Genomic DNA, 13,306 nt, shown 5'->3' on the forward strand with positions numbered 1-13,306 from the left:
AGGGATCTGCTGTTTAGTCTCTCGATAGCGACTGGAGGTACATGTATGAATCCCAAAGTGATGGCACGTCAGGCCAGATTGCTGCGCATGCTGGAGAGCAAGGAAGAGATCCGGATCGGACGCGAGCGCGACTGCCCGCTGCCGCTGGCCCAACTGGTCAAGCTGAAGGATAGCCATCCGGCTGTGGTCAAGGTCTATCGCCACGGTCTCACCGCCGAGGTGTTTCACCTCAAGGTGGAGGGGCACCACTGGTGCCTCAAGCGGCGCCGTCAGGATTCACTGGTGGCCAACCTCGATGGCAAGACCGCCTTTCTGACCGAGCTGGAGCGGCGGCGCGAAATCGAGGCGCTGCGCGAGCTGCACCCTACTGTCCTCTCCCACGTGGTCTGCACCAGCTTTGGCTCGGCGCGGGCCGGGGTGCTGGTCTCCCCCTGGTTGCGGGGTGTGCCGGTCCATCAGCTCAACGATCGCAATCTGGCCCAGATGCTGGAGGTGCAGGGTGAGCTGGCCCGCTGGGGCTGGTTTGACTGGGACCCGAGCCCGGGGAACCTGCTCGATGACGGCGAGCAGATCTGCGTGTTCGACTTTGGCTATATGTGGACCTTCGATCCCCGCTTTGAATACAACTCCAACGGTCTGGTCGACCCGCAGTTCCATGTACCGGAGCGGTTGGAGACCCGTACCCTCTCCGGACTCTGGCTCGATGAGGCCGATCCTTTGCCGCAATTTCGCTACTGGCGCGAGCTTTGCCTGAAATGGGTCAAACGGGAGATCCACCACCTGATCCGTGAAGGGGCCAGCGCGCCCGTGCTGGCCCGCCTGCACGCCCTGCAAGGGGAGTGGAGCGCCGCGCTGGCGAGCGACGAGGCGCTGGTCGCCAACTGGTGGCGGGACATGTATCGCAGCCACCGGCTCGATGTGGCCGATGATCTGAGCGGCCAGAGCTGCGGCCCGCTCACCCTGCGTCGCCTCGATTGGCTGATGCAGGCGGTGACGGATCACTATCCGCTGCTGGTGGACAATCTCTCGCCTCAGGAGACGGAGCTCGGCCAGACCGGGCTGCTGGCCCGCTTGCAGCAGCTGCGCCGGGAAGCCGTCGCCTGCCAGTTGCCTGCCACCAGCTTTGCCTGAGCCAATACCTTTGCGGAGTACAAATGAACAGGGCGCCTTGCTGGCGCCCTGTTGCATGGTCTGGTTCGCCTCGCGGTGAGGGTCAGTCCAGCAGCTCCTGATGGAGGCGGTTGACGATATTGCCCGCCTCGCTCTCCTTGACCAGGAAGCAGAGGTTGTGGGCGCTGGCGCCATAGCAGATCATCCGGATGTTGTGCTCGCGCAGGGCGTCAAAGACCTGACTGCCCACCCCGTTCACTTCGCTCATCCGGTTGCCGATGAGCGCCACCAGTGCCAGACCGGTTTCCACTTCCACTTTGCAGAGCTGGCCCAGCTCGGCCAGTACCTTGTCGCTCAGGATCGGTTCGCCGTTACTCTGGCTGCCGGTGTGATCCAGCGTCAATGACACGCTCACTTCCGAGGTAGTGATGAGGTCGACCGAGATGCGGTGACGGGCCAGAATGCCGAACACTTCGGCCAAAAAGCCGTAGGCGTGGAACATGTTGAGGCTGTGCAGGGTCACCAGCACCTGCTGGCGGCGCAGGGCGACGGCGCGAAACAGCGGGCTTGAATCTGTGCTGGCGCGGATCCAGGTACCACCGGCGGCGGGGTCCTTGGCGGAGCCGACAAACACCGGAATATTCTGGCGCACCGCCGGTTGCAAGGTGGCCGGGTGCAGCACCTTGGCGCCGAAGGTGGCCATCTCGGCCGCCTCGACAAAGCTGATTTCGGGAATGGGGCGGGCGCGGGTGACGAGGCGCGGATCTGTGGTGTAGATGCCGGGCACATCGGTCCAAATCTCGATACTGGCGGCATCGAGCGCTTCGGCGAGCAGGGCTGCGCTGTAGTCAGAGCCGCCGCGACCGAGCGTGGTGGTGCGGCCATCGCCATCGGCGCCGATAAAGCCCTGGGTGATGATCAGGCTGTCGCCAAGCTGCGGGCCCAGCGTCTGCTGGCAGAGGGTACGGGTAGTGGCCAGATCGACGGTGGCCTTGCCAAAGCGGCTGTCGGTGCGCATCAGCTGGCGCACATCCTGCCAGTGGGCCTTGACGCCGCGCTGGCGCAGCAGCTCGGTAAAGAGGCGGGTAGACATCAACTCGCCGCAGGCAATGAGGCGGTCGGCCAGCTCCGCATCGGTATGCTGGTGAGCTTGCTGGGCCATGAGGCGAATTTCGTCCAGCTGGCCATGAATAAGGGCGCTCACATCAACAGGGTTGCCGAGATCGCTCAGAATGGCCTGCTGGATCCCGGCCAGTTTGGCCAGCTGCTCGTCGCGGCCCGCTTCGTCCAGCTCCCCTTGAGCCAGAGCGACCAGCAGGTTGGTGACGCCGGCGCTGGCGCTCAGTACCACCACCCGGGTGGCGGGATTGGCCAGCACGATGTCGGCGCAGTGATTCATGGCCGGGAAGTTGGCGACACTGGTTCCGCCAAACTTGGCGACATTGATCGGGCTCATTGCTTACTCCTGTCTTATTTTAAGATTCCGGTTCCATCGGGCAAAAAAGAGAGGAGGAGGCTGAAAATGGCAGGAATGAACGTAGCTATCCCGGCCAGAAGCACTCCACCTGCAGAGCCCATCCCGTACCGCCCCTGACAGGGCGCGGTGTGGGATGATCACTACCGATGACAACCCGGGGGATTCAGCCCCCGCAGCCGACGTTGAGGTCACCAGTCTCCTCACTCGTCTCGGCGCTGCTCCCCCTAACCCAAGTTCACCGGACGCTGGCGTCCTCCCTTGGGCTGCCTGGGCAGCGCTCCTCTTCTGGCTCCACCAGGGCGGTGGAGTGCATTTAGAAATACCCTGCGTTGGATTGCACTGTCAATCGAGTTTGTGAAAAAGTTCAAATTGTCGGCTAACTCAACCCAGGATCAATGACTTAGGCAATGGTCTTTGACAAAACCTTGGAACGGCGCTGCCAGTTGTAGAGACGCTGACGCGCCACCGGCAGATCTTCCACTTCCAGCGGATCAAAGCCCCGCTCCCGGAACCAGTGGATGGAGCGGGTGGTGAGCACGAACAGACGGCGAATGCCAAGCCGTTTGGCCCGCTCGGCCACCTTGGCCACCAGCTGATCCCCCCGGTTGGAGTTGCGATAGTCGGGGTGGATGGCAACGCAGGCCATCTCCGCCATCGCCTCTTCCATAAAGCAGTAGAGGGCCGCGCAGCCGATGATGAGGCCATCGCGCTCGATGATGGTGAACTTGTCGATCTCCATCTCCAGCTGCTCGCGGGAGCGGCGCACCAGAATGCCTTCCTCCTCCAGCGGGCGAATAAGATCCAGAATGCCACCGATATCTTCGATGGTGGCGGCGCGGGCCTGCTCGGCACTTTCCCGCACGATCTGGGTGCCGAGGCCGTCACGGCTGAACAGCTCCTGCAACATGGCGCCATCATCCTGATAGCTCACCAGATGGGAGCGGGGCACGCCGCCACGGCAGGAGGCAATGGCCGCACGCAGGTAGCGGGCGGTGCCGGACATCTCTTCCCCCGCCTGCTCCAGCTCCACCAGCAGCTCTTCGGCCTGTTCGGGGAAGAGCTCGGAGATAGCTTCGCCGCGTCTGTCCATCACCCCCTGGGTACTGCTGAAGCAGATGAGCTTGTCCGCCTTGAGATCGACCGCCACCCGGCGGGCCACCTCTTCGGAGCTCAGGTTAAAGCTCTCGCCGGTGACCGAGCAGCCGATGGGGGAGATGAGCACCAGACTCTTCTGGTCGAGCTGGCGAGTGATCCCCTCCACGTCGATGCGGCGCACCCGGCCGCTATGGCAAAAGTCGATGCCATCATCCACCCCCAGCGGCTGGGCGGTGACGAAGTTGCCGCTCACCACGCTGATCCGCGCCCCCTGCATGGGGGTGTTGGCGAGCCCCATGGAGAGCTGGGCGGTGATGTCATATTGCAGGCCGCCACACACCTGTTTGATGATGGTGAAACTTTCGTCATCGGTGACCCGGATCCGCTTGTGATACTGGGCCTCGATACCGGCGCGGGCCAGCGCTTCATCGTTTTGCGGACGTGAACCAAACACCAGCACCAGGCGTATGCCTAGTGTCTGCAGCAGGGCGATATCGCTGACGATATTGGCGAAGTTGGGGTGGCAGATGGCTTCTCCCCCCATCATCAGCACAAAGGTGGCACCCCGATGCACATTGACATAGGGGGTGGATTGCCGGAAGGCATTGACCAGACTGGGTTCGCGTTCACGCACTTGATATTTCTTCCATAAAAAAACAGCGATTGGCTCAATATATGAAAATTAATTCACAAATCAAGATTAAATATTGATTTTGGCTGTTTCTGGTCTACGAGGGGCGGCTTGGCCGTGCGGATCGGGAAAGGATGGTTGGAAGCGCAGATAGCCGCCGGAGCGAGCGGGGAGGGGCCCGCCGGTTGATCCGGCGCGATAAACTGCTATCTTCGATGCTCCTTTTCGTCAGCTGTGTGATTTCACAGGGTTTTATACAAGGACAGAATTCATGGAACAGATTATTTCACCGGCAGATGCCCTGCCGGGACGACGCGAAGCGATGGTGATTGGTCAGCAGCATGCGGTGAATGGCAACCCGACTCAGGGCCCATGGCCACAAGGGATGGCGGTGGCCTGGTTTGGCATGGGCTGTTTCTGGGGCGTGGAGCGTCTGTTCTGGCAGCAACCTGGCGTCTACTCCACCGCGGCAGGTTATCAGGGCGGCGTGACCCAGAATCCCACCTACAAAGAGGTGTGCAGCGGCCTGACCGGCCATGCCGAGACGGTGCAGGTGGTGTTTGATCCGGCGGTGATCAGCTACGGCGATCTGCTCAGACTGTTCTGGGAGCAGCACGATCCGGCGCAGGGGATGCGTCAGGGCGGGGACATTGGCACCCAGTATCGCTCGGTGATCTTCTATGGCGATGAGAGCCAGCAGATCATTGCCCAGCAGAGCATGGCGGCCTATCAGCAGGCGATGGCGGCGAGCGGCGACAGTCGTGCCATTACCACCCGCATTTTGCCGCTGGCGCCCTTCTACTACGCCGAGGATTACCATCAGCAATATCTGGAGAAAAACCCGGATGGTTACTGCGGATTGGGTGGCATTGGAGTCTGTTTGCCGCCCAGCCTGAACCGCTGAACAGGTTTGTAGTCGATTTCTTAATAAAAGTGAAAATAAATGGTCGGAGGAGGGAACTTATTGCGACCAGTCGGGACTAACTAGGTAGCGTCCAGGGATCGGATGCAAAGTCCAGACACGTTTCTTGCCTTGATAACCGCCTGATGAATGAACGCACTGGCGGGTTGAAAATGATAGCAAGCAGGGCTGCCCACCAAGGCGGCCCTTTTCCTTATCTGCTGTTTTGCAATCTTGCGTTGGGCGGGAGAGCCGGACGGCAGATCAGCCGATGGCGCTGTCGAACAGGTTCTTGATGAGATCGATAAACTCGATGAGGAAGGTTTTCTGTTCCGGGGTCGGGGCGCGCAGCCAGACGGCGGAGAGCACCTCTTCCAGATCGGCGACCACGGCGTCGGCCTCCTGCATGATGGCGAAACGCACCTTGGGATCGAGCTGGGGGTTTTGCTCGCAAATGGCCATCAGATTGCTGGCAACACGGCCACTGACCAGATCTTCGATGGTCTCTTCACCATCGTTCTGCTGTTGGGATTCAAACAATCCCAAACTCTCCACCAGATACTCGATCAGCGAGATATAGCCTTCACTTTCTACCACCATGGTTGCTGCCTCAATACAGTAACAATACGAAAATTAAGCGTATTTTAGTGGCTTGCCCTAGCTTGGCAAGCAGCAGTGCAGGCGATGGCGAGTAAAACTGACTCCGCCCCGCTCCACGCACTCCAGCCCGGTCAACGTAAAGCCATGTCGTAAAAATAGCTCATAACTGAAGGCGCTGGCCTCGGTGGTGATGAGGGTCATACCGAGCCCTCTGGCCCCCGCGAGCGCCGTGGTGAGCAGCAGATTGCCCAGTCCCTGGCGCTGATGGTCGGCGCTGACATAGAGCAGACTGAGGTGTCCATCGGAGCTCAGAGTGACAAACCCGAGGGGCACATTTGCCAGCTCCGCCACCCAGCCGTGGTGTTCACGCAGCTGGCTGACAAAGCCTGGATGTTGTGAACCGAGGGCCCACTGCTCCACCTGCTCGGCGCTGTAGTGCTCGGGGCCGCTGCGTCGCACCGCCTGCTCAAACAGGGTCACGAGAGCGGGGATATGTGCCTCACCAAGGGGGACAATACAAAGTGCTGGACTAAGTGCTGGGGTCATAAGGTTGGGTCGTCAGTGGGGGAGAGGGGGCGCTGCGCCTGTGGCCGTTTGGCTTTGGGCAGACCCGCGACAACCCGCTCATAGGAGTGGTGCACCCAGCCCTGCCACAGATCATCCGGCAAGGTGCTGTTCAGGGTCACTGTGTTCCAGTGTTGCTTGTTCATATGCCAGCCCGGTTTGACCTCGGGGTGGATCTCGCGCAGCAGCAACGCCAGTTCTGGCTCGCATTTGAGGTTGATGGTAAGCGGCTCGGCCTGCCAATCCACCAGCGCAAACATCTTGCCCGCGATGCGGTAGACCAGGATCTCCGGGCCAAACGGGGTATCTTCGGTGGCGCCCGGCAGGGAGAGCAGAAAGTGGCGCAAACGGGTCAAATCCATGGTGGGTTCTCGCGCAAGGGGTGATCCGGGTCATGTCAGGCGCATATCTATCGGCGGGCCTGTTCTGTTAATATGCGCGCAGCCGAGTATACCCCCCATCACCAAGGGAGCCTATTGGATGTTGTATCACAAGACTTTCGAACTGGGTCCCGAGCGGGATTGGGTGGTGTTTGTCCACGGCGCCGGTGGCAGCTCCTCCATCTGGTTCAAGCAGCTGCGCGCCTATCGCGAGCACTTCAACGTGCTGCTGCTGGACTTGCGCGGCCACGGCCAGTCCCACCAGCTGCAACAGGTGGTCAAAGGCCACTACAGCTTTCGGGAAGTGACCGAAGATATCGTTCGGCTGCTCGATCATCTCGATATCCGCCGCGCCCACTTTGTCGGCATCTCCCTTGGCACCATCCTTATTCGCCATCTGGCCGAGCTCTGCCCGGAGCGGGTGAAAAGCATGGTACTGGGGGGCGCCATTTTGCGGCTCGATATCCGCTCGCGGGTGCTGGTGCAACTGGGCCGACTCGGCCAGCACTTCCTGCCCTATATGTGGCTCTACCGGCTGTTTGCCTTCATCATCATGCCGCGCCAGCACCATCAGGAGTCGCGCAACCTCTTTGTGCGCGAAGCCCGCAAGCTCTGCCAGAAAGAGTTCAAACGCTGGTTCCGCCTCGCCACCGAGGTTAACCCGCTGATGCGTTATTTTCGCGAACGCTCCCTGCCCATTCCCACGCTTTATGTGATGGGGGAGGAGGATCATATGTTTCTGGCACCGGTGCGCGAACAGGTGGCCCGCGATGCCAGCTCCTCGCTGGCGGTAATCGAGCAGTGCGGCCATGTCTGCAATGTGGAACAGCCGGAGCAGTTTAATCGTCGTACCCTGGCGTTTATTCAATCGCTGGGGGGCGGGAGGAAGTAATCTGTTGATCCATATGTCAGTAACTTAGTGTTGGAGCTTAAACAAATATAAAGGTATTCCCTATCACAGATGCCTACATCTGGTAGAACTGGCGGCGAAAAAAATGAAAATCTAGCTGGATTAATACACCTGTGGTGTATATATGGAGGTTATATGCACCATACGTATAATATTTAAAGTATGCTTTCATTAATTATGATGCATCGCATCTAGTCTCTGCGCTTCTCGTTCAATATCAGATAGCTTCGTATATCCACGCGTTAGCAAGACCGCCATGGCTATGGTTACCCAACAGGCAATAAATGCCATTTCTTCAAGTTGAATGTTATCTATTTGAGAGAACTCTGCGTGATGAACTATCTTAGAACGAGATTTATAGTGTTTTTTTATTTTTTGCTTAAGCTGACTATAATCTTTAAAATCTATATGATGAAAGTCCCCATACATTATTATTGATGCGATTCCACGCGCGTTGCGCTCTGTAATATCTCCTTTTTCTAGAGTGAAAAAACATTCTAAAGCAGACCAAAGTTTTACGAATGCAGACGGATTGGATTGATCCTTTTGAGACTCTCCTATCCAATATAGTGATTTAATAATCGCATTTTCTAGCTCATTCCTGTAGTCTTTACTGACTAACGAAGAAATAGTCTCGAAAAACATTTCCTTATCCAAGAGAGTTAATAACTCATTATCTATTTTAAAATCTTGGGTTGATTTTCCATAACTGGTGAATGTTATATCGTGGCTGTATTCATCTTGACGAATGCAACTTGCTGAACCGTATGAATGTGTACAATCATTTATCAATCTTATATTAACTTTATGTATAGACCTTTTATACAGTGCGCATGAATAAAGTCTTATAATCGAAAGGGATAGCTCTGCGTTGAAATAGAATTTTTCCATTGCTACAGAGTTACTACCGTGTTCGCTTCCTATTATTATGAGGCTTTCATGGTATTCACGATTGATATGGGATTTTATATTTTTGTGGACGTCGCTAGCACCATTCAAGTCAGACTTATCATATATCTTTATTGTTTTGCCTCCGATATTAGTTTTGTTCAACCCATTAAGGGATATACCATCTATTCGACAAATAAAGTTGGATGTTTGGATATTCTTCGATAATGCCGTGTCTAGCGATACAAAAAAATCATATGCGTCTGGCATTAATATGATTTCAAACCATTTCCCAAGTTCTAATATAACGGATTGATATATGTCATTGTAATTAAGAAGCCCTTTGTATTTATTGAGGTTTGAAATTATCTCGCAAATTCTTTCTAATGCAGTAATCCCTTCCTTAGATAGATATAATTCCCGATCCTTGAGCTTTACTCTTGGTGAGAAAATCCCTAATTTTATTATGCCTTCAATATTTTTAGGTAATAATATCCCCTTGATTGAAAAAATTAACTTGAGATCTCTGTTGATAATTCTAATTTGTTTTTCTGTTAATTCTTTATACAACATCACCTCCAAGAACGAATATGCTTTAAAGAAGTAAAGTATCGAGTGCACATCCACATATTTAATAGATAATTATCTAATTAAAAATGACATCAGTATCAAAAATCTGGAACGGAATGGTGGGGTAAGTAGAAACATAACTTAGTAAATTACAGTGTTTATGATGATCGGTCATGCGCATTTAGCCGCAGTTTTTTGGAGTTTTTCATATGTATAGAAATGCTGCATATAAAATGGTCATGGATAGAATTGATTGAATCTCTAGCAAGATAAATAGTGATGAAAAATAGCTACCGCACGGGGTTACAGCTCCCCGAGTGCGACCTTTAACCAGAATGAAAATTGGTAAATCATGGGCTTACCTCGGCTGCTTTTGGGGCTGTGAGGGCCAGATGAGCAAGGTATCAAACACCTACCAACAAAAGTGAGTAAAAAGTTAGTTATCGCTCGGATTTTGAAAGGTTTTTTGACGAGGATCAGACTAGTGCCAAATTGGCTGCGGGTTGAACGGGGGAGGGTTGTTCGATAAACAAACAGAAAAGGCATCCTTGACGACTGATGCCAAGTGACAGGGGGGGCTGGGCAAAATCAGTGTGATGCCCTGTTATCAGGGCGATTTGTTTTTAGGTCATCGATCAGACCGGCCACGTTTGTCGAGGGTGTTCAGTAGCCGGTCATCTCCAGATAGCCGACCCCCTTGGCATCCCCCGAGATAGAGACCGCTCCCTCCCAGTAGTCAAAGCGACCTGTCATGGCCTGATTGGGCTGACGGGCCTTGATGGTGAGGTTCATTCCGGCGGCGCTTAATTGCCACTCGACGGGGTAATCCTGCCCCTTGGGGCCGCGCCAGGTGTTGCCCGGGTTGAGGCGAATCGCGTCGGGGGCGAGCACCCGGCTGCTGCCATCCCGCTCAATCAAGATACCGTAGCGGTTTTCGGGCTGGTTTTCGGGATTAGCGCGGCCCGCCTTGGTGCGCAGGCGAAACAGCATCAGCTCGCGGCCATCGGCCAGTTGCAGCGAAAACCAGTCCCAGCCCGATTGCCATTCGGCCAATACCGAGCTGCTCCACTCGTGATCAAACCAGCCTTGTCCGGTGACGGTGCGGGTTTCGCCATCGCGAGTCAGGGTGCCGCTCAGCTGCAGGCGCGGGTAGGAGTAGTAAAAGGAGGCGTTGCCCGGGCTCTTCTCGCTGTAACCGGCCTTGCCTTGCAGCACCAGCGGCTTGGCGGCAGTGACGGTGAGGTTCAGCTCGCCAATCTTGCTCTGCACCTTGAGGGTGGCGGGGAAGAGCGCAGCCCCTTGGGAGGCAAGCCGCCACTCCCTGAGCCAATATTGGCCGCCGCTGGCCCCCGCCAGCCCCGGCCCCTGCCGACTGGCCCGTTCATCTTGCTGGTGGCTGCCACGGTCGAGATCCGTGATGGCAAACTGGGCCAGCCAGAGCTGGGGGGTGAGCCAGGGGTTGCTGGTGCGAAGTGCTTGCTCGATACCCTGGCGAAACAGGGTCCACTGCATGCCATATTCGCGCCCCTGCTCATCCTTGAGGTTGCCGGTGAGATACCACCACTCGGAGCGGTAATCGGGGTGGGCGGCGTGATCCTCCGGCAGCTGGATGGTTTGCCCCGGCTGCACCTTTTTAAAGTTGTCGCTGCCGCCGCCGAGCAGGGCGCCCAGATCGCTGGCAGCGATAGCCCCGCTATAGAGCGTCCAGAGCATACCCAGCGCCAGCGGCCACCCTTTGATCTGTTTCATACAATTTTCCTTGCCGCATACCAGGATGCCAGTGCGCCACATACCGGCGCCAGCAACAGGGCGGTGACCGCATGAAGGGGGGCGGCCTCGAAGGCGAGGCGCCAGCCAAAGGCGCGGGGGTTAACCACCTCGATCAGCACCCAGGCGAGGCCATACCCCACCGGCAGGGCCAGCAGGGCGGTGAGCAGCCCCAATCCCGCTCCTTGCCACACCAGCAGCTGGCGGCAGTGGTGGGGGCTCAAGCCCAGACTCTGCAAGATCTGCAACTCGCCACGGCGCGCCAGTCCCAGCACCATAAAGGCCGAGCCGACCCCGACAAAGGCGATGCCCAAGATCAGCAGTTTCAATAGTTCGGTCACCACAAAGGTCTGGTCAAACACCTTGAGCGCCGCGCTGTGGATGGCGGGGGCGGAGAGCAGATTGAGCTGCTCGCCAAAGCGCTCGCGCAGGCGGTCGGCCAGCTGCTCGGGGTCGTTGCTAAAGAGGGCGAGGGATTGCACCGCTCCTGCCTCGAAGGCGTGCAGGATCTGCCCCTTGTCGCTGCCGTAGTCCTGATAGACGCCGGTGACGGTGAACTGCCTTGGCCCCTGCTCGCCGCTGATCGCCAATGTCTGGCCCACCTTGACCCCGAGGCGTACCGTCAGCGGTTCGCTCGCCAGCACCTCGTCGGGATGGGTGGGCCAGCGTCCGGCCAGCAGCGGATAGGCCGCTTTAAGCTGGGGGATAAAATCCATCTGCGCCCACTCGATGGGCTGCCCCTGCCAGCGGGCAGGGTGAACCGAGCGGCGCGAGGCGGCGCTCACCAGCGGATTGGCGAGCAGGGTCTTAAGGGTGGCGTCGCTCAATGTGCCCTTGTTGCCCGCCACCCCCTTGGGGGCGGTGACATAGAGATCGGCGGCCAGACGCTGGCCGAGCCAGATCTCCACGCTTGAGCGAAAGCTCGACACCATGACCCCGATGCCGATGGCCGCCGCGATGGCGAGCTGCAACGCCATCACCGCGATGGCGGTGCGGTCGAGGTGATAGAGGGTCTCGGCCACCCCGAGCCGGGCGGTGAGGGGGCCGCCCGCGCGCCGTCGCAACCAGCCAAGCAGGCCGCGCAGGGCATCGGGTAGCCAGAGCGCCATGGCAAGCAGCCAGCCGCCGGCGATAAAGAGGGCGCCGGTCAAACCGGTTTGCGGCAACCACAGGCACAGAGCGCACAGCAGCAAGATGGCGATGGCCAGCACGCGCCGTCGCCACGGGTGAGCGGGGGGACGGCTGCTTCCCGCTCGCAGTTCGAGGGGGGATTGGCGCAGCAGTTGCCACCAGCCGGGCAGGTTGGCGGCCAGCGTGCCGAGCAGCCCGATCAACAGCGCCTTGAGCAGGCTCACAGGGGAGAGGCGCAGCAGATCGATGGGGTTGGGCCCATAGAGATCGGCCAGCACCTGGGTCAGTTGCCCCATCAGGGCCAGCGCCAACAGGCTGCCGAGCAGCACCCCGAGCAAGGTGCCGAGGGTGGCGAGAATAAGCAGCTCCAGAATTAGCCAGCGAAGCACCCGACTCGGCCCCATTCCCAGAATGATCAACTGGGCCAGCTGGGGGCGGCGCACGCTCTGCACAAATCGCTGGGCGTTGAACACCAGAAACAATCCCACCGCCATGGCGAGCAATGAGAGCGCCGTCAGATTAAGGGCCAGCGCATCGCCAAGCTGGCTGGCATCGAGCGCCGGGCTGATGGGCTCAAGCCACAAGGGCTGGTTCGGGTAATCGGTTTGCAGGGTGGCCTGCAGGGTGCGAGCCTCGGCGTCGCTTAGCTTGAAGACGATGCGATCGAGCCGACCCGCTTTATCCAGCAGCGGCTGGGCGAGGCCGATGTCGGTTATCAGCAGCCGCTCCATGGGCACGGCGCCCGGTTCAAACGTGCCTGCCAGCGTCAGGGTTAGGGGTTTGGCGCTGGCGCCATCGCTGCCGCCCAAGACAAAGCGGCGGCTTTGGCCCGCTTGCCAGCCAAGGCGCGCCGCTTCGGGGGCTGCCAGCCAGATGCTGTCGGCACGGTTGAGGGAAAAGGCGGGTTCGCTCGCGGGTTGGGCGCCAAACAGCTGGCGCAGGGGGCCGGGGTTGAAGAGATCCATTCCCAGCAGTTGAAAGCTGCGCCCCTCTTCATCCTTGAGCCAGCCATGGAGCTGGGGCATGGCATCGAGGGCGGGCTGGCTGGTCACCAGTTGCACGTAAAGCTGTTCATCCAGCCCGCCAGCGGGGGCCAGCCGATAGTTGGCTTCCCCTGCCAGCTGACTGCGTGCGGCGACAAAATTGGTGCGGGCACTGTGATTGAGCAGCTCGATGGCCACCACCAGCGATACTCCCAATACCAGCCCGGCCAGACTCATCAGCAGCAACCAGGGGTGGCTGCGATAGAGGCGCAGCAGCGCTTTGAGTGGCAGCATCAGCG

Annotated in this window: 11 protein-coding genes and 1 riboswitch; of the genes, 3 read left to right on the top strand and 8 right to left on the bottom strand. The window is 58.1% G+C overall.

Annotation, left to right across the window (positions count from 1 at the left end; translation table 11 throughout):
- The first annotated feature begins 45 nt into the window (after positions 1–45).
- Entirely contained in the window at positions 46–1,131 is a 1,086-nt protein-coding gene (locus tag ACB040_RS00450; protein ID WP_371153884.1) for a hypothetical protein, read from the top strand.
- An 82-nt stretch (positions 1,132–1,213) separates the two neighbouring features.
- Here the strand turns inward: ACB040_RS00450 and lysC are convergent, their stop codons facing one another.
- Both lysC and argA read right to left on the bottom strand, forming a co-directional pair.
- Positions 1,214–2,566: a lysine-sensitive aspartokinase 3 gene (gene lysC / locus ACB040_RS00455; protein WP_159158708.1), complete on the bottom strand. Its 1,353-nt coding sequence runs from the start codon at positions 2,564–2,566 to the stop codon at positions 1,214–1,216.
- A 90-nt stretch (positions 2,567–2,656) separates the two neighbouring features.
- Positions 2,657–2,880, bottom strand: a riboswitch (Lysine riboswitch).
- Between the two features lie 107 nt (positions 2,881–2,987).
- Complete coding sequence (gene argA / locus ACB040_RS00460; protein ID WP_005345063.1) at positions 2,988–4,316, bottom strand: amino-acid N-acetyltransferase; 1,329 nt, start codon at positions 4,314–4,316, stop codon at positions 2,988–2,990.
- A gap of 268 nt (positions 4,317–4,584) precedes the next feature.
- Between argA and msrA the strand changes: the two genes are divergently transcribed.
- Entirely contained in the window at positions 4,585–5,217 is a 633-nt protein-coding gene (msrA, locus tag ACB040_RS00465; protein WP_216948451.1) for a peptide-methionine (S)-S-oxide reductase MsrA, read from the top strand.
- A 261-nt stretch (positions 5,218–5,478) separates the two neighbouring features.
- On the opposite strand, the gene ACB040_RS00470 is transcribed toward msrA, so the two are convergent.
- The 3 genes from ACB040_RS00470 to ACB040_RS00480 are packed head-to-tail and all read right to left on the bottom strand — an operon-like array spanning position 5,479 to position 6,740.
- A complete protein-coding gene (locus ACB040_RS00470; protein ID WP_005333735.1) occupies positions 5,479–5,814 on the bottom strand; it encodes a DUF3802 family protein in 336 nt (111 codons plus the stop codon).
- 57 nt (positions 5,815–5,871) lie between these two features.
- Positions 5,872–6,360, bottom strand: a complete 489-nt coding sequence (locus tag ACB040_RS00475) for a GNAT family N-acetyltransferase (protein ID WP_371153880.1) — start codon at positions 6,358–6,360, stop codon at positions 5,872–5,874.
- The gene (locus ACB040_RS00480) at positions 6,357–6,740 is read right to left on the bottom strand and encodes an MmcQ/YjbR family DNA-binding protein (RefSeq protein WP_247822628.1); all 384 of its coding nucleotides are present in this window, start codon (positions 6,738–6,740) and stop codon (positions 6,357–6,359) included. The genes ACB040_RS00475 and ACB040_RS00480 overlap by 4 nt, the downstream gene beginning before the upstream one ends.
- 118 nt (positions 6,741–6,858) lie before the next feature.
- Between ACB040_RS00480 and ACB040_RS00485 the strand changes: the two genes are divergently transcribed.
- Positions 6,859–7,650 carry an alpha/beta fold hydrolase gene (locus ACB040_RS00485; protein ID WP_005333728.1) on the top strand — a complete coding sequence of 264 codons (792 nt, stop codon included), beginning with the start codon at positions 6,859–6,861 and terminating at the stop codon, positions 7,648–7,650.
- A 189-nt stretch (positions 7,651–7,839) separates the two neighbouring features.
- Here the strand turns inward: ACB040_RS00485 and ACB040_RS00490 are convergent, their stop codons facing one another.
- The 3 genes from ACB040_RS00490 to ACB040_RS00500 all read right to left on the bottom strand — a co-directional run bounded on the left by ACB040_RS00490 (position 7,840) and on the right by ACB040_RS00500 (position 13,301).
- Positions 7,840–9,129 carry a hypothetical protein gene (locus ACB040_RS00490; RefSeq protein ID WP_371153878.1) on the bottom strand — a complete coding sequence of 430 codons (1,290 nt, stop codon included), beginning with the start codon at positions 9,127–9,129 and terminating at the stop codon, positions 7,840–7,842.
- Between the two features lie 660 nt (positions 9,130–9,789).
- Positions 9,790–10,875: a lipocalin-like domain-containing protein gene (locus ACB040_RS00495; protein WP_371153876.1), complete on the bottom strand. Its 1,086-nt coding sequence runs from the start codon at positions 10,873–10,875 to the stop codon at positions 9,790–9,792.
- Positions 10,872–13,301: an FtsX-like permease family protein gene (locus tag ACB040_RS00500; protein ID WP_371153874.1), complete on the bottom strand. Its 2,430-nt coding sequence runs from the start codon at positions 13,299–13,301 to the stop codon at positions 10,872–10,874. The genes ACB040_RS00495 and ACB040_RS00500 overlap by 4 nt, the downstream gene beginning before the upstream one ends.
- Between the last annotated feature and the right edge of the window lie 5 nt (positions 13,302–13,306).

The sequence above is a fragment of the Aeromonas sp. S11(2024) genome, assembly GCF_041402345.1.
Classification (GTDB): domain Bacteria; phylum Pseudomonadota; class Gammaproteobacteria; order Enterobacterales; family Aeromonadaceae; genus Aeromonas; species Aeromonas veronii.

Bases quoted from the DNA above. Each gene is read 5' to 3' on its own strand.
- ACB040_RS00450 (WP_371153884.1), top strand. From the start codon at position 46: ATGAATCCCAAAGTGATGGCACGTCAGGCCAGATTGCTGCGCATGCTG.
- lysC (WP_159158708.1), bottom strand. From the start codon at position 2,566: ATGAGCCCGATCAATGTCGCCAAGTTTGGCGGAACCAGTGTCGCCAAC.
- msrA (WP_216948451.1), top strand. From the start codon at position 4,585: ATGGAACAGATTATTTCACCGGCAGATGCCCTGCCGGGACGACGCGAA.
- ACB040_RS00470 (WP_005333735.1), bottom strand. From the start codon at position 5,814: ATGGTGGTAGAAAGTGAAGGCTATATCTCGCTGATCGAGTATCTGGTG.
- ACB040_RS00475 (WP_371153880.1), bottom strand. From the start codon at position 6,360: ATGACCCCAGCACTTAGTCCAGCACTTTGTATTGTCCCCCTTGGTGAG.
- ACB040_RS00480 (WP_247822628.1), bottom strand. From the start codon at position 6,740: ATGGATTTGACCCGTTTGCGCCACTTTCTGCTCTCCCTGCCGGGCGCC.
- ACB040_RS00485 (WP_005333728.1), top strand. From the start codon at position 6,859: ATGTTGTATCACAAGACTTTCGAACTGGGTCCCGAGCGGGATTGGGTG.
- ACB040_RS00490 (WP_371153878.1), bottom strand. From the start codon at position 9,129: ATGTTGTATAAAGAATTAACAGAAAAACAAATTAGAATTATCAACAGA.
- ACB040_RS00495 (WP_371153876.1), bottom strand. From the start codon at position 10,875: ATGAAACAGATCAAAGGGTGGCCGCTGGCGCTGGGTATGCTCTGGACG.
- ACB040_RS00500 (WP_371153874.1), bottom strand. From the start codon at position 13,301: ATGCTGCCACTCAAAGCGCTGCTGCGCCTCTATCGCAGCCACCCCTGG.